The 14,917-nt window shown below is 71.3% G+C and carries 18 protein-coding genes; 3 read left to right on the top strand and 15 right to left on the bottom strand.

Going from position 1 to position 14,917, the window contains the following annotated elements; all coding sequences use genetic code 11:
- Positions 1-3: 3 nt before the first annotated feature.
- From AB0K05_RS32340 to AB0K05_RS32310, 7 genes are all read right to left on the bottom strand, one after another.
- Positions 4-1,239 carry a cytochrome P450 gene (locus AB0K05_RS32340; protein WP_219551430.1) on the bottom strand — a complete coding sequence of 412 codons (1,236 nt, stop codon included), beginning with the start codon at positions 1,237-1,239 and terminating at the stop codon, positions 4-6.
- 9 nt (positions 1,240-1,248) lie between these two features.
- The gene (locus AB0K05_RS32335; protein WP_219551428.1) at positions 1,249-2,046 is read right to left on the bottom strand and encodes an SDR family oxidoreductase; all 798 of its coding nucleotides are present in this window, start codon (positions 2,044-2,046) and stop codon (positions 1,249-1,251) included.
- Positions 2,046-2,666 (bottom strand): hypothetical protein, encoded by a 621-nt coding sequence (locus tag AB0K05_RS32330; RefSeq protein WP_364234195.1) that lies wholly within the window; start codon positions 2,664-2,666, stop codon positions 2,046-2,048. Before AB0K05_RS32330 ends, AB0K05_RS32335 begins: the two co-directional genes overlap by 1 nt.
- The gene (locus AB0K05_RS32325) at positions 2,621-3,505 is read right to left on the bottom strand and encodes an ABC transporter permease (protein WP_271279541.1); all 885 of its coding nucleotides are present in this window, start codon (positions 3,503-3,505) and stop codon (positions 2,621-2,623) included. The genes AB0K05_RS32330 and AB0K05_RS32325 overlap by 46 nt, the downstream gene beginning before the upstream one ends.
- Positions 3,505-4,338, bottom strand: a complete 834-nt coding sequence (locus AB0K05_RS32320; RefSeq protein ID WP_148031076.1) for an ABC transporter ATP-binding protein — start codon at positions 4,336-4,338, stop codon at positions 3,505-3,507. The genes AB0K05_RS32325 and AB0K05_RS32320 overlap by 1 nt, the downstream gene beginning before the upstream one ends.
- Before the next feature lie 15 nt (positions 4,339-4,353).
- Positions 4,354-5,433, bottom strand: coding sequence for an ABC transporter substrate-binding protein (locus tag AB0K05_RS32315; RefSeq protein WP_271279543.1), 1,080 nt, complete (start codon positions 5,431-5,433; stop codon positions 4,354-4,356).
- Between the two features lie 371 nt (positions 5,434-5,804).
- A complete protein-coding gene (locus AB0K05_RS32310) occupies positions 5,805-6,668 on the bottom strand; it encodes a TIGR03619 family F420-dependent LLM class oxidoreductase (RefSeq protein WP_364234191.1) in 864 nt (287 codons plus the stop codon).
- Between the two features lie 83 nt (positions 6,669-6,751).
- On the opposite strand from AB0K05_RS32310, the gene AB0K05_RS32305 reads away from it, so the two are divergent.
- Complete coding sequence (locus AB0K05_RS32305) at positions 6,752-7,093, top strand: hypothetical protein (RefSeq protein WP_364234189.1); 342 nt, start codon at positions 6,752-6,754, stop codon at positions 7,091-7,093.
- An 8-nt stretch (positions 7,094-7,101) separates the two neighbouring features.
- Entirely contained in the window at positions 7,102-7,617 is a 516-nt protein-coding gene (locus tag AB0K05_RS32300) for a nuclear transport factor 2 family protein (protein ID WP_148031072.1), read from the top strand.
- A 31-nt stretch (positions 7,618-7,648) separates the two neighbouring features.
- On the opposite strand, the gene AB0K05_RS32295 is transcribed toward AB0K05_RS32300, so the two are convergent.
- The gene (locus AB0K05_RS32295; RefSeq protein WP_148031071.1) at positions 7,649-8,407 is read right to left on the bottom strand and encodes an FCD domain-containing protein; all 759 of its coding nucleotides are present in this window, start codon (positions 8,405-8,407) and stop codon (positions 7,649-7,651) included.
- Positions 8,408-8,516: 109 nt separating this feature from the next.
- Positions 8,517-8,960, bottom strand: coding sequence for a rhodanese-like domain-containing protein (locus AB0K05_RS32290; protein WP_219551420.1), 444 nt, complete (start codon positions 8,958-8,960; stop codon positions 8,517-8,519).
- A gap of 93 nt (positions 8,961-9,053) precedes the next feature.
- On the opposite strand from AB0K05_RS32290, the gene AB0K05_RS32285 reads away from it, so the two are divergent.
- The gene (locus AB0K05_RS32285; RefSeq protein WP_148031069.1) at positions 9,054-9,566 is read left to right on the top strand and encodes an Lrp/AsnC family transcriptional regulator; all 513 of its coding nucleotides are present in this window, start codon (positions 9,054-9,056) and stop codon (positions 9,564-9,566) included.
- Here AB0K05_RS32285 and hydA read toward each other — a convergent pair.
- From hydA to AB0K05_RS32255, 6 genes are read right to left on the bottom strand one after another with little or no spacing between them, the layout of a single operon-like run.
- Positions 9,541-10,935 (bottom strand): dihydropyrimidinase, encoded by a 1,395-nt coding sequence (gene hydA, locus AB0K05_RS32280; protein ID WP_271279546.1) that lies wholly within the window; start codon positions 10,933-10,935, stop codon positions 9,541-9,543. The two genes, AB0K05_RS32285 and hydA, sit on opposite strands and share 26 nt — an antisense overlap.
- Positions 10,932-11,318, bottom strand: a complete 387-nt coding sequence (locus tag AB0K05_RS32275) for a gamma-glutamylcyclotransferase (RefSeq protein WP_148031067.1) — start codon at positions 11,316-11,318, stop codon at positions 10,932-10,934. Before AB0K05_RS32275 ends, hydA begins: the two co-directional genes overlap by 4 nt.
- 11 nt (positions 11,319-11,329) lie before the next feature.
- Positions 11,330-12,124 carry an ATP-binding cassette domain-containing protein gene (locus AB0K05_RS32270; RefSeq protein ID WP_261808486.1) on the bottom strand — a complete coding sequence of 265 codons (795 nt, stop codon included), beginning with the start codon at positions 12,122-12,124 and terminating at the stop codon, positions 11,330-11,332.
- Positions 12,121-12,981, bottom strand: coding sequence for an ABC transporter ATP-binding protein (locus AB0K05_RS32265; protein ID WP_148031065.1), 861 nt, complete (start codon positions 12,979-12,981; stop codon positions 12,121-12,123). The genes AB0K05_RS32270 and AB0K05_RS32265 overlap by 4 nt, the downstream gene beginning before the upstream one ends.
- On the bottom strand, positions 12,978-13,832 hold the full coding sequence (locus AB0K05_RS32260; protein WP_148031064.1) for an ABC transporter permease: 855 nt from the start codon (positions 13,830-13,832) through the stop codon (positions 12,978-12,980). The genes AB0K05_RS32265 and AB0K05_RS32260 overlap by 4 nt, the downstream gene beginning before the upstream one ends.
- Positions 13,829-14,893 carry an ABC transporter permease gene (locus tag AB0K05_RS32255; RefSeq protein WP_345483235.1) on the bottom strand — a complete coding sequence of 355 codons (1,065 nt, stop codon included), beginning with the start codon at positions 14,891-14,893 and terminating at the stop codon, positions 13,829-13,831. Before AB0K05_RS32255 ends, AB0K05_RS32260 begins: the two co-directional genes overlap by 4 nt.
- Between the last annotated feature and the right edge of the window lie 24 nt (positions 14,894-14,917).

Here is a 14,917-nt window from a genome sequence, read left to right as displayed (position 1 = left end):
CCGCTACAGGGTCACGGGCACGGTACGCGGCCCGCGCATCTTCAGCCCGACGTCACTCGCCGCCTCGGGGTCGGCCAGCCGCATCTCCGGGAACCGGTCCAGGAAGAGGTTCACGCCGATCTCCAGCTCCGCCTTCGCCAGCATGGCGCCCAGGCAGAAGTGCCGCCCGGAGCCGAACGCCAGGTGGTCGGCCGCTCCCGAGAACGCCTTGGTCGCGTCCAGGTCATCGCGTTCGAGCACGAACCGGTCGGGATCGGCGTAGCGCCGGTCGTCACGGTTGGCCGAGCCGATGAGCACCAGCACCGTGGACCCCGCCGGGATGAGCACGCCGCCGAGCTCGACGTCCTCCGTCGTCTCCCGCGTGTTGATCTGCGTCGGCGGGGAGAACCGCAGCGTCTCGGCGACCGCCTTGACGACCAGCGAGCGGTCGTGCCTGATCCGCTCGAACTGGCCGGGGTCGGCGAGCAGGTTGCGGAACAGGCTCGCGAAGGTCTTGTCGGTCGTCTCCGCCCCGGCCGTCAGCAGCAGGCTGACGTACGCCCTGATCTCGTCGTCGGCGAGCGGCTCACCGTCGATCTCGGCGGTGGCCAGGACCGACAGCAGGTCCTCTCCCGGGTTCGCCCGCCGTTCGGCGATGAACGGGGTGACGAACTCGCTGATCTCCGCCCGGATGGCGGCGGCCTCGGCGATGATCTCGGGGTCGCGGCCGAGGTTGGAGATGACCCGGATCACGGCGGTGTACCACCGCAGGAACCTCGGGTGGTCCTCCTTGTCGAAGCCGAGCAGGTCGGCGATCACGTACACCGGGAAGTAGTTGGCGAAGTCGCGCACCAGATCGACGTCACGCCGCCCGGCCAGCTCCCCGGCGAGGTCCGTCGCGGCGCGCAGCACGATCTCCTCCACCACGGCGCCCGCGTTGCGCATGAGCATCGGGTGCAGCCGGTCCAGGCTCTTGCCCCGGAAGGCGGGCGACACCAGGGCCCGGTGCCTGGCGTGCTCGGTGCCGTCCATCTGCAGGATCGTCTTGCCGTGCACCGGTTCGAGCTGCCACTCGTACGCCTTCGTACTGAAGACCGGGTTCTTGTACACCCGCGCGACGTCCTCGTACCTGCTGACCAGGTACGCCCGCACGCTCTCGTCCCAGACGACCGGCGCCTCGGCGCGCAGGCGGCGGTAGAAGGCGTGCGGGTCGGCGGCGACCTCCGGGGACAGCAGCTCCGGCAGACCACGATCAGTCATCACAACTCCTCACGACTCCAGCTCGGACCCGGTGGCCTTCCAGGCCGTGAACCCGCCGTCGACGCTCCACACCGCGCCGTTGACGAACGCGGCGGCGGGGCTCGCCAGGAAGCAGACGACCTCGGCCACGTCACGCGGCTTGCCGATGGAACGGCTGAGGTAGTTCGCCAGGACGTCCCGGCGGGTGGCCTCGGGGTCGGGGCGGGAGGCGATGTAGCGCGAGGCCATCTCGGTCTCGATCATCCCGGGCGCGTAGCAGTTGACCCGGATGCCGTCGGGGGCGAGCTCCAGCGCCAGGCTGCGGGTCAGCTGGGCCACTCCGGCCTTGCTGGCCGCGTACGCGAGGGTGTGCGGCCGGGCCAGGCCGGCGGCGATCGAGGCGGCGTTGATGATGGAGGGGTTCTCGCTGCGCCGCAGGTACGGCAGCGCGGCGCGAGCGGCGAGGTACGGGCCGCGCAGGTTGACGGCGTGCACCCGGTCCCACTCCTCCGAGCCGAAGTCCTCGATGCCGAGGGTGCGGCTCACCACGGCGTCGGCCACGCCGGCGTTGTTGTGCAGCACGTCGAGGCCGCCCATGAGAGCGGTGGCACGTTCCACCATCTCGGTGATCGAGGCGGGGTCGCTCATGTCACCGCGCACGTAGTCGGCGCGGGGGCCGATCTCGGCGGCCAGCCGTCTGCCCGCGTCGTCGGCGATGTCCGCGATGACCACCGTGGCGCCGCGGGCCGCGGCCAGGCGCGCCGTCTCGGCGCCGATGCCGCTGGCGCCGCCGGTGATGAGGAACCGCAGACCTGACACGTCTGACATCAGCCGGGGACCTTTCTGAAGTAGTTGGCGTGGCGGGGCCCGGTGAGCGCGTCGCTCACCGGGACCTCGGGCTCCCGGCCGGCGCGGGCGGCGCGCTCGCGCTCCTCCCCCACGGCGATCCGGCGCTCCTCGCACCGGCCGATCCCGCCTTCGGGCACCGCGTACAGGGTGAGGTAGCGGTAGGGCGGGCTCTGCCCGCCGACCGGCTCCAGGGCGAAGCGCTGGGCGCCCTCGAATCCCATGTGCTCGAAGGTGTGGGCGAGGTGCACCTGGTCGTACCAGCGGGCGTACTCGTCCTCCCGGCCCTGGACGGCGTTGTTGAAGACCACGAAGATCTCCCGATGGTCCTCGGGCAGGGACTCGGACGCCGAAGGGCTGACCCATCCGGTCTGCGGCACGGCCCGCCAGGCGACGTCACCGAACCCGGGGTCGAGCGCGCCGGGACCGGTCACGCGGGCGAGCGCCAGGACGGGGAAGACGGCGTCGTTCTCGCCGATGTCGCGCGCCAGCGACCAGACGGCGGCCCCGTCAGGGGCGGGCAGCCCGGCGGGGCCGAGCGCGATGAACGTCTCCATCAGGCCCGCCCGGTCGGCCGCTTGGGCTTCCAGCGGAGCAGCCACATCTCCATGAGCCGGATCAGCAGCATCAGGGCGATGCCCACGATCATGAGCACGAAGATCGCGGCGAACGTGCCGGCGGTGTCGAACTGGTTGGCCGACTGCACGAGCAGGTATCCGAGCCCGCGGTTGGACGACATCATCTCGGCCGTCACCGCGACCACGAGCGCGTACGGGGCCGACACGCTCAGGCCGGAGATGATGAACGTCATCGCCGAGGGCAGGGTGGCCTTCAGGTGCACCTGCAGGCGGCTGGCCCGCATGAGCCGGAGCTTGTCCACCAGCAGGTGGTCGACGTCCTTGACCCCCGCGTACGTGGAGTAGAAGACGAGGAAGGCGACCACGCTGATGACCAGGGCCAGCTTGGAGCCGATGCCGATGCCGAACCAGAGCATGAACAGCGGCACCAGGGCCAGCCGCGGGATCGCGTAGATCGCGTCCACGAAGGGCTGGCAGACGGAGGCGAGGAACGGGCTGACGCCGAGGACGAACCCGGCCACGAGGCCGGCGAGCGCGCCCAGCACGAACCCGATCACAGTCGTCTGCAGCGTGACCCACAGGCTCGGCCACAGCAGGTTCTGCGAGACCCAGAGGCCCATGGCCTCCCAGATGAGGGACGGCTTGCTGACGTAGTACTGGTCGATCAGGACGTGCGGCTCGCCGGGCTTGCCGGCGAAGTACTCCCAGGCCGCGAGCCCGGCGACGAGCAGCGCGACCTGGATCGCGGTGATCAGCAGGCGCCGGGTCAGCCTCGGGTTGAGCCCGCCGGAGACCGCCGGCGCGCCGACCGGCTTCGGGGCGGCCTCCGGCCGGCCGGCCTCGATCGTGTCGGACCTGGTCATCAGTGATCCTCCATCTGCGGGCTGAGCAGCGCCCACAGCCGTGACCAGACCGCGGCGAACTCGGGGTCCGTGCGCAGCGATCCGAAGTCGCGGGGCCGGGCGAAGGTGATGGGCTCGACGTGGATGATCCGCCCCGGGTTCGCGCCGAACACCACGACGCGGTCGGCCATGAGGATGGCCTCTTCGAGGTCGTGGGTCACGAACAGCACGGTCTTGCGCTCGCGTTCCCAGATCTCCAGGGTCTGCCGCTGCAGGTTGAGCCGCAGCTGCGCGTCGAGCGCGCCGAAGGGCTCGTCCATCAGCAGCGTGTTGGGACGGTAGACGAGGGTCTGCGCGAGGGCGGCGCGCTTGAGCATGCCGCCGGACAGCTGCGACGGGTACCTGTTGCCGTACTGGCCGAGGCCGACCAGGTCGAGCACCTGGGCGACCCGCTCCTTGCGCTCCCGGCGGGGCACCTTCTGCACCTCCAGCGGGAGCGAGACGTTCTTCTCCACGGTCCGCCAGGGCAGCAGGGTGTCCTTCTGGGTGACGTAGCCGACGTCGTTGTTGATGCCGTTGATGGGCTTGCCGTCGTAGAGCACCTCGCCCGTGCTCTGGGTGAGCAGGCCGGCGGCCATGTTGAGCAGGGTGCTCTTGCCGCAGCCGCTGGGGCCGATGATGCAGATGAACTCGCCCTTGCGGATCTCCAGGTCGATCCCCTGCACGGCGGTGAACGTGCGCTTGGCGGTGGTGAAGGTGCGCCCGACCTGGTGGTAGCTCACCGCGATCGGACGGTCGTCCGCCTGTGCCGCCGCGGCGGACGCGCGCTCGGTCGATGTTCCGATGCTGGACACGGGTCTCTCCCTCACTCAGGCGTCCGGCAGGGCCTTGACGAGCTCGGTGTCGTAGAGCTCCTCGAACGGCACGGAGACCGGGTCCGGCTTGCCGATGTTGTAGACCTTGATCAGGTTGTCGGCGAGCTCCTGGGTGGGCACGATGCTGCCGGTGAAGACGGGCAGGATCGCCTCGATGCCGGTCTTCCACGCGGCGTCGCTGGTGCTGGCGAAGAACTTCTGGTGCAGGGCGTCGCTGTGCTCCTGGCTGAAGTCCTTGGCGTCGTCGCGGGCCTGCGTCATCGCCTTGAGGAACTTCGTCACCGCGTCGGGCTGGTTCTTCAAGAAGTCAGGGTTGACGGCCACCACGATGTAGGGGATGTTCGCCGCTTCGGGGGCGTCCTTGACGATGTCGATGAACACCTTGCCCCAGCCGTCGGCCTCGGGGCCGGTCGTCTGGCTGGGGAACCCGGCGAGCCCGTCGGACGCGCCCTGCTTGACCGCGGCGGTGCCGGCGGCGGCGTCGCTGAACGGCTGGATCGTCACGTCGCTGTCCGGCTTGAGGCCGCCGAGGGTGAGGATCTGCCGGAACAGGAGGTCCGTCGTGGAGCCGGTCGCCGCTGAAGCGATCTTCAAACCCTTGAGCGCCGCGAGCTTCTCCTGGTACGGGGACTCAGGCGTGACGCCCTTCTGGGCGAGCTTCTCCAGCGTCTGGTTGTTGAGCGTGATCTGCTCGGGCGCCGGGGCGCCGAGCACCGCCACCACCTTGACCAGCTTGCCGGCCGCGGCCGAGGCCAGCGGAGCGGTCCCGCCGGTGAGCGCGATGTCGGCCTGACCTTGGGCGACGGCCTGGATCAGCTGGTTGGCGTTGAAGATGGAGGTCTTGTTGTCGATCTCGATGCCCTGCTGGGCGAAGTAGCCCTGGGCTTCCGCCTGCAGCCTGGGATAGCTGCACAGACAGGCCGAGCCGGCGTCGATGTAACTGATCGTGGTCAGCCCGCCATCGCCGGACGCGGCGCTCTCGCCACCCTCCGGCGAGGAGGATGCGCATCCGCTGACGAGAACCGTGAGCAGGACCGCGAGGGCCGAGGCAATGAGTTTTGTGGAACGAACCATAGGAGCGCTCATCTCCGGGGGGCGTGCAGGTAGGCCTCAATAATTCCTGATAACGATAGGGACAGTAGAGCACAACGTCAACGATTTCTCGGCGTCGACTTGGCGTCACCGGAACGTCTGCGAGCAGCCAGATCTTGCCGGTGACGGACTCGGCAGGCCCGGACGGACCCTCATGAGGGCAGGGTAAGCGACGGCCGGAGCGCGCCGCGCCCTGGCCCTGCACCCTCTGTGGATTCCGTACGATTGGTTATCACTGATAGCGCGGCAGGTCCCGCAGCGGGGACGCCCCGGCGACCGAGGCGCCCGGATCCCCGTCCGGAGACGCCTCGATCTGTTGACGTGATCTTCAACAGGCCCTCGGCGGGCCGTACTCAGGAGAGGGCGCCGTCGGCGCGCAGCCGGGCCGCGGCCTCGGTGATCCAGGAGGTGACCTCGCCGACCTCCGCCACGGCCCTGGGCAGGTTCAGCACCACCTCGTCCACGTCCCGTTCGGCCAGCGCCCGGACGCCGGCGAGCGGCTCGTCCTCCGGGGCCCGCGCCACGATGTGGAAGGAGGAGCGCTCGCGGCCCTGGCGCTCCAGCTCGGCCTGGAGCGCGGTGACGTAGGTAGCGGTCTGGTCCGCCGTGCCGGGAGGGCCGTACCAGCCTTCGCCGTGCTGGACGGCGCGGGCCAGGGCGCGCTCGCTGGCTCCGCCGATGAGCACCGGCACCGGCGCGGTCACCGGCGGGGCGACGGTGAGCTCGGGGAAGGAGTACCACCGGCCCTCGTGCCGCACCGGCTCTCCGGTCCACGCCCGGCGCATGACGTCCAGCATCTCCTCGGTGCGGCCGCCGCGGCCGGAGAACTCCTGGTCCAGGGACTCGAACTCGGTGCGCATCCAGCCCACGCCGACCCCGAGCACGAGCCGTCCGCCGGACAGCTCCTGGGCGGACATCACCGAGCGCGCGGCGATGAGCGGGTGGCGCAGCGGCAGCACGTAGACGCCGATGCCCAGCCGGATCCGGGAGGTCGCGGCCGCCAGGTGGCCCGCCATCACCAGCGGGTCCGCGAACGGCGTCGCCGGGTCGAAGCTCGGCCGGCCGTGCGCGCTGTACGGGTACTTGCCGTCGGTCATGGTCGGCGAGACGACGTGGTCGGGGATCCACAGCCCGTGGAACCCCTCCTGCTCGGCCGTCTCCGCGATGGGCCGGTACCACGTGAGCGGGAAGCCGAAACAGCGCACCGACACCTTCATGACGCTCTCACCTTTTCTTGACATGGCAACGTGGTCACCATACTAATCATGCATACCAATTATGACCCCGGGAGGGCACAACCATGACGAAGCGCCCAGGCGTGATGGTCGCCATGTTCGACATCCCCGACTCCTTGGACGAGGAGTTCAACACCTGGTACGAGGAGGAGCACATCCCCGAGAAGATCGGCCGGGTGCCGGGCTTCCTGAGCGCGCGCAGGTACAAGGCGCTGGACGGGCGGCCGAACTACCTGTGCATCTACGAGCTGGAGGACGTCTCCGTCGTCGACAACCCCGACTACCAGCAGAACTACCGTAACGGCACGGTGGCGACCGAGCGCATGAAGGCCAAGGCCAAGACCTTCTACCGCAACGTCTACGTCCAGATCCACGAGGCCGCGAACGGCCTGCCGCTGCCGGAGTGAGGACGGACATGAGCGACCTGGAGAGCCGGATCCGCCGGCTGGAGGACCTGGAGGAGATCCGCGGCCTGGCCGTCCGGTACGGGTTCGCGGTGGACGAGCGCGACCTGGACGGCGTCTGCGCGCTCTTCACCGAGGACGCCGAGCTGCGCACCATGAGCGGGCCAGGCAAGGGCAAGGGCGTCGCGGCGATCGCCGCCTACTTCGGCGGCCGGTTCGCCGCCCTCGGGCCGACGAACCACTTCACCCACGGCCACGTCGTGGACTTCGACGACGAGGACCCGGACGTGGCCACCGGGCTGGTCTCCTCGCACGCCGAGGTGTGGCGGGACGGCGCGCCGATGATCACCGCGCTCCGCTACCACGACCGCTACCGGCGCGGCCCTGACGGCTGGCGGTTCAGCGAGCGGGTGCAGGCCTACATGTACTTCGTCGACGTCCGCGAGTATCCGCAGGCGCTGGGCGACCGGCTGCGCATGCGGGCGGGCGACCCCTGGAAGAAGGCGGACTGGCCGGCCGGTCTGTGACCGGGTGGAGGGCCGCTCGCGGCCCTCCACCTCAGGACCGCGCGTCCCAGCGGATGGTCTGCTCCAGCAGCTTCGGATGCTTGCGCTCGACGTAGCGGACGTAGGCGTCGATGTGTTCCTGCATGCGGGCCTCCGCGCCCGCCGCGTCGCGGGCGGCGATCATGGCGTAGATCTCCTCGTGGGCCTTGAGGATGGCCTTGCGCCTGCGCTGCGGATAGTCGCTGCCCACGGCGCTGTAGTCGACGGCGGCGACGGTGCCGTCGAGGATGCCGAGCAGCGAGTCGACGATGTAGCCGAAGAGCGCGTTGCCCGACCCCCAGGCGATGATGTCGTGGAAGCGCTGGTTGGTGTCGAAGAAGATGTAGTCGTCGTCCATGTGGTCACGCATGTCGGCCAGGCACCGGCCCAGCTCGGCGATCTGGTCGTCGCTCATGCGCTCGGCGGCCAGGGCGCCCGTCTTGGGCTCCAGCGTGGCCCGCACCTCCATGATCGCCCGGAACGGGGCCTGCTTGACCTGCATGAGCAGCAGCATGGTGCTGGCCAGGTGGGACGGGTCGGGGTCGAGCAGCACCGGGCCGCCCTTGGGGCCGGGCTTGAGGGCGATGACGCCGTGGAACTCCAGCAGCCGCAGGGCCTCACGGAGCGTGCCGCGCCCGATCTCGTACTTCTCCAGCATGATGCGCTCGGGCAGGAGCATGTCGCCGGGGTGGAGGTCGTCCCGGCTGACGTCACGCATGATCCGCTGGGCCACCAGCATCGCGGCCTTGGGCGGCCGGGTACCGTTCGTCATGTCGCCCCTTCGTGGAGGTGATCGCCCGAGGTCCTGAATCTATGCTAACCATAGCGGTTGATACACCCCTGGTGGCGACGTCGGCGAAGCCGGTCCCGGCCGGGCGGGGTCAGCAGTCGCAGCCGATGGCGTGCGCGGGAGCGGTGAGCGGGTCCACCGCGCGGACGACCCGGCCGTGGTCGTCCTCGACAGGGTAGCCCTCGCGGGCCCAGTACTCGAACCCGCCGATCATCTCCTTCACCTGGTAGCCGAGCTTGGCGAACTCCAGCGCGGCGCGGGTGGCGCCGTTGCAGCCGGGTCCCCAGCAGTAGGTGACGACCGGCATGTCCAGGGGGATCTCCAGAGGCGCGCGACGGGCGATCCGCGCGGTCGGCAGGTGGACGGCGCCGGTGACGCGGCCCTGGGTCCAGGCGTCGTCCCCCCGGGAGTCGATCAGCACGAACCGGGCGCCGCGTTCCTGGTCGGCGTGCACGTCGGAGGGGTCCGTCTCGAACTGGAGCTTGCCGGCGAAGTGGGCCACGAGAGCGCTCGCGGCGGAAGTGACGGGTGACATGCCTCGACGATACTGACGGCTCCGGCCTCGGTTGAAGAGCCGATCACCGGCATTCCACCGCTATAGCGGGGAATTTGATGCAATATCTAGGACATGACCTTCAGTGTCCCTTACGAGCTCGACAAGGTCGACGCGAGCATCCTGCGGGCTCTCCAGGCGAACGGCCGGCAGAGCGTCGCGGACCTGGCGCGGAGCATCAACATGAGCCACAGCGCGACGGCGGAGCGCGTCCGGCGGCTCGAACAGGCGGGCGTGATCACCGGCTACGGCGCCCAGGTCGACCCGGAGCGGCTCGGGTTCACGATCATGGCCTTCCTGCGCCTGCGCTACCCGAGCAGCGCCTACGAGCCGCTGCACAGCCTGCTCGCCGAGCTCCCCGAGGTGATCGAGGCCCATCACGTCACGGGCGACGACTGCTTCGTGATGAAGGTCGTCGCCACGGACATGAAGCACCTGGAACGGGTGAGCGGCCGGATCGGCGCGCTCGGCGGCGTCACCACGAGCGTCGTCTACTCGTCCCCGCTCCCGCCGCGACCGCTGCTGCCGCCGGGACCACCCGCCGGGCCGGACGGTCCTCCGCTCAGCGGCGGGCGGGCGCCGGTGTGATCGGGTTCGCGGCCAGGTGGCGGCCTCGCGGGGTGGCGTCGGCGAGCACGCCGTCGTGGACCACCACCCGGCCGCCGACCAGGACGGTGCGCGGCCTGCCGGTGACCGTCATCCCCTCGTACGGCGTGTAGTCGGTCGCCATGTGCAGGTCGCCTGAGGTGATCGTCCAGCGGGCGGACGGGTCCCAGATCGCGATGTCGGCGTCGGCGCCCGGCATGAGGGTGCCCTTGCGGGGATACAGGCCGTTCGTCCGGGCGGGGTTGGCCGCGGTCAGCTCGACGAACCGGCTGACCGGCAGCGCGCCGCCCGCCACGAACTCCGAGAAGATCACCGGCAGCCGGGTCTCGACGCCGGGCAGCCCGTTCGGCATGGCGCGCACGTCGGACCGGCGTGACTCCTTCTGCGCCACGTCGTAACAGCAGTGGTCGCTGCCGATCGTGGTGATCTCGCCGGTGGCCAGGTGGCGGGCGAGACCGTCCACCACCGGGCGCGGGCGCAGCGGCGGGCAGCACACGAACCGCTCGGGGGCGGCCCCGGCGTAGAGCCCGTCGTCCAGCACCAGGTGGTGCGCGACGGACTCGGTGTAGGCCGCCAGGCCGCGCCGCCTGGCCGCGGCCACCAGCTCGACGGCCTCCGGCGTGGACTGGTGCACGAAGTAGACCGGCGCCTTCAGGGACTCGGCGATGGCCAGCACCTCGGCCACGGACGCGGTCTCGGCCAGCTCGGGCCGGGTCGCCGCCATGTGCTCGGCGCCGATCCGGCCGTCGTGCGAGCAGCGCGTCTGGGTGTCCTCGATGATGTGGTTGGCCTCGCAGTGGATCACCACCATGCCGCCCAGGTCACGCAGCGTGGACATGGTGCGCAGGATCGTGTCCTCGTCGGCCATCGTCTCGCCGCGGTAGGTGGTGAACATCTTCACCGTCGGCATGCCGTCGGCGACCAGTGAGCGGAGCTGGTCGGGCACCGTCTCGTCCCAGTCCACGACGCAGGCGTGCAGCGCGCTGTCGCACAGGCCGCCCGCCGCCTTGGCCCGCTGGGCGTGGGCGGCGTCGGCGGGGGCCTGGCCGGGGCGCGGGATGGCGAAGTCCACGATGGTGGTGGTGCCGCCGAACACCGCGGCCGTCGTGCACTGGGCGTAGTCGTCGAGTGAGGTGAAGTCACCCGAGGTGAAGCCGACGTGGCAGTGCGGGTCGACGCCGCCGGGCAGCACCAGCATGCCGCCGGCGTCGATCTCGGCGGTGCCGCGCGGCGCGGGCGTGCCCGGCTCGGCCAGCGCGGTCACCCGTCCGTCCACGACGAACACGTCGGCGGGGGCGCACCAGCTCGCCTCCGCCACCGTGCCGCCGCGGATCACCACGGGGTCGCTCATCCGCCGGCTCCGGCCAGGTGCGCGCGCCAGCCGCCGGCCTCGCTGATGTCCACGACGCCCGGCGCCTCCAGCGCCTCGGCGCGCATCCGCATCGACAGCGAGCCGCTGCCGTCGGCCAGCTCGATCACGCCGAGCTCCAGCTCGGGCGGCTCGCCCGGCAGCAGGTGGTCGCGCAGGATCTCGTACGTGACCTCGTACAGCTCGCCGGGCACCGCGTAGCCGTCGCCGACCGGGTGGAGGCCGGGAAACTCGTCGCGTACGGAGTAGAACCGGTAGCGGGGCGCCGTCGTCGCCGGCCCCAGGAACCGCGCGCCGGCCAGCGCGGCGTTCAGGCTGCCGCCCGACATCGCCTGGCCGTTGACGAACATGCGCAGATTCTCCACGTGGTGCTCCTTCATGCGGTGGTGTGGCGCCGCTTGGCGAGCGCCGGGTCGGGGACGGGCACGGCGTCGAGCAGCGAGCGGGTGTAGGGGTGGCTCGGCTCGCCGTAGATCTGCTCGCGGGTGCCGATCTCGGCCAGCTCGCCGTCGAGCATGACCGCCACCCGGTCGCAGAGGTAGTAGACGACCGCCAGGTCGTGGGCGATGAACAGGATGGACAGGCCCAGCCGCTCGCGCAGGTCGCGCAGCAGGTTCAGCACCTGGGCCTGGACCGACACGTCCAGCGACGAGACCGGCTCGTCGCAGATGAGCAGCCGCGGCTCCACCGCGAGGGCGCGGGCGATGGAGATGCGCTGGCGCTGCCCGCCGGAGAAGGAGCGCGGGTGGCGGTCCAGGTGCTCGGCCGACATGCCGACCGTCTCCAGCAGTTCCGCGGCCCGTTCGCGGCGCCGCCGGCGATCGGGTTCCAGCCCGTGCACGAGCAGCGGCTCGCCGACGAGCTCGGCCACGGTCATGCGCGGGTTCAGCGACGAGTACGGGTCCTGGAAGACCATCTGCATGTCCGCCCGCAGGGCGCGCAGCTCGCGCCGCCCGGCGGTGAGCACGTCGCGGCCGCCGAGGAGGACCCGGCCGCTGTCCGGGCGGGTGAGCCGGGTGACGCACCGCGCGGTGGTGGACTTGCCCGACCCGGACTCCCCGACCAGGCCGAGCACCTCGCCCGGCGCCACGTCGAAGGAGACGCCGCCCAGCACACGCCGCCCGCCGAAGGTCTTGACCAGGTCACGGACCTGGAGCAGCGGCTCGCTCACGATTCCTCCTCCTCGGGCGCGTTCCCGGCGGCGCCGATGACGGCCAGCGGCCGGGTGACGTCGCCGCCGATGCGCGGGACGGCGGCCAGCAGCGCCCTGGTGTAATCGTGCCGGGGCGCGTTGTAGATCTGGTCGACGGTGCCGGTCTCGACGGCCCGGCCGTGGCGCATCACCACCGCCCGCTCGGCGAACCCGGCGACGATGCCCAGGTCGTGGGTGATCAGCAGGATGGACATGCCGCGTTCGGCGGCCAGCTCGTGCAGCAGTTCCAGGACCCGTGCCTGCACCCGCACGTCCAGCGCGGTCGTGGGCTCGTCGGCGATGAGCAGCGCGGGCTCGGCGATGACCGCGATGGCGATCACCACGCGCTGCCGCATGCCGCCGGAGAACTGGTGCGGGTAGTCGTCGACGCGGTGCTCCGCGTCGCGCACGCCCAGCCGTTCCAGCAGCTCGATCGCCCGGCGGCGGGCCACCCGCCGGGACACGCCCCGGATGACGAGCGGCTGCATGACCTGGCGGCCGATGGTCATGACCGGGTTGAGCGAGGCCAGCGGGTCCTGGAAGACCAGGCCGACCCGGCCGCCGCGGATCTCGCGCATCCGGCGCTGCGGCAGCCCCAGCAGGTCGACGCCCTCCAGCTCGATCCCGCCGGACAGCCGGGCGTCCGGATCCAGCCGCAGCACGGCACGCGCCGTGACCGACTTGCCGGACCCCGACTCGCCGACCAGGGCGACCCGCTCGCCGGGCGCGAGGTCGAGGTCCACGCCGTGGACGACCTCGGCCATGCCTCCCGCGCCTCCCGCCGCCGGGTAGGACACCCGCAGGTCCCGGATGCGGAGCAGGGGGTCGGTGCTCATCGCGCCTCCTGACGGATCGTCGGGTCGTTGCGCACCCGCAGCCAGTCGCCCACCAGGTTGAACGCCAGGGCGGTCAGCAGCAGGGCGAGGCCCGGGAAGGCCACGGCCCACCAGGCGTTGGTGAGGTTGTTGGCCTCACCGGCGATCATCGCGCCCCACTCGGACGAGGGCACCTGGGCGCCCACGCCGATGAAGGACAGGCCGGAGATCACCAGCATCACCGCGCCCACGTCCACCGTGGTCTGCACGTAGAGCGTGTTGAGCGCGTTGGGCAGGATGTGCCGGAAGATCAGCCGTCCCTGCGGGACGCCCATGACGCGGGCCGCGTCGACGTACTCGGCGTCCTTGACCTCGCGGACGAGCGTGCGCACCAGCCGGGCGTAACCCGGCCACCAGGTGAGCGACAGCGCGATGACCGCGGAGGAGAGGCCGGGCCCGAGCGCGGCGGCCAGGCCGAGGGCCAGGATGATCGCCGGCAGCGACAGCCCGATGTCGGTGATCCGCATGAGCACCTCGTCGACGACCTTCCCGCCGAGCGCCGCGAGCGTGCCGATCAGCAGGCCGATCAGCGTGGAGGCGGCGATGACGACCAGGGTCGCCGGCAGGGTGACGCGGGCGCCGTACAGGACCCGGCTCAGCACATCCCGGCCGTTGGAGTCGGTGCCGAGCCAGTGCTCGGCCGACGGCGGCAGGAGCGACCGGGAGAGGTCCACCGCGTACGGGTCGTACGGGGCGAGCAGCGGCCCGGCGACGGCCATCAGCACCACGAGCGCCGCCACGGCGAGGGCGATCCCCTCCACGACGGGCACCCGGCGCCGGGTCCGCGGCTTGGCGGCGGCGTGCGCGCTCATGCCGGCACCTCCGTCGCGGGGGCCTCTGAAGGTACGGTCGTGCGCCGGGCGCGGGCGCCGGTGTGGCGCAGCCTCGGGTTCAGCCAGAGCTGGACGAGGTCGACGGCGATGTTCGCCAGCACGAAGACCACTCCGATCACGAGAACCGTGCCGATCACGGCGTAAAGGTCGTTCTGCAGCACCGCGGTCACCGCGTAGGAGCCGATGCCGGTCCTGCCGAAGACGGACTCGACCAGGACGGTGGAGCCGAGCATCCAGCCGAGCTGCATGCCGAGGATGGTGCTGGCGGGCACCAGCGCGTTACGCAGCCCGTGCCGCACCACCACGCGGAACTCCGACGCGCCGGTCGCCCGGGCCAGCGCGATGTAGTCGCGGCTCAGCGCGGTGAGCATGGAGGAGCGCACGGTCCTGGCCACCACCGCCACGAACGACGCGGCGAGCGTCACGGCCGGCAGCAGCAGGTGGGCCATGGCGTCGCCGAAGGCCGCCATGTCTCCGCTGAGCAGCGCGTCCACCGAGGTCATGCCGGTGATGGCCGGCACCTGGCGGCCGAAGGAGAGCTGCCCGGTGAGGGGCAGCACCCTGAGCTCGGCGGCGAACACCAGCTGGAGCATCAGGCCGAGCCAGAACACCGGCACGGCCGCGCCCAGCAGGGTGATCAGCCGGGCGGCGGCGTCCGCCGCCCGGCCGCTCCGCCAGGCGGCGTACGTCCCCAGCGGCACCGCCACCACGATGTTGATCACCATGGCGGCGAGCACCAGTTCCAGCGAGGAGGGCAGCATGGCCGCGACATCCTCCAGCACCGGGCGCTGGGTGAACACCGACGTCCCGATGTCTCCCTGGAACAGCCGGCCCATGTAGGCCAGGAACTGGTCCCACACCGGCTGGTCCAGGCCCAGCCGGGCGGCGACGGCGGCCACCTGCTCGGCTGTCGCGTTGCGCCCGGCGGCGGCGCGGGCCGGGTCGCCGGGCAGCACCTGGGTCATCAGGAACGTGACGACGGCCAGGCCGACCAGCACGACGACGCTCGTGACGAGCCGCCGGAGCAGCAAACGGGCCATGCGGGGTCCCTCCTCGTACCGCGG

It is taken from the genome of Nonomuraea sp. NPDC049486, assembly GCF_040676925.1.
In the GTDB taxonomy this organism is placed as follows: domain Bacteria; phylum Actinomycetota; class Actinomycetes; order Streptosporangiales; family Streptosporangiaceae; genus Nonomuraea; species Nonomuraea ferruginea.
The sequence above is the reverse complement of the archived record's forward strand: the minus strand, read 5'-3'. Positions and strand labels throughout refer to the sequence as shown.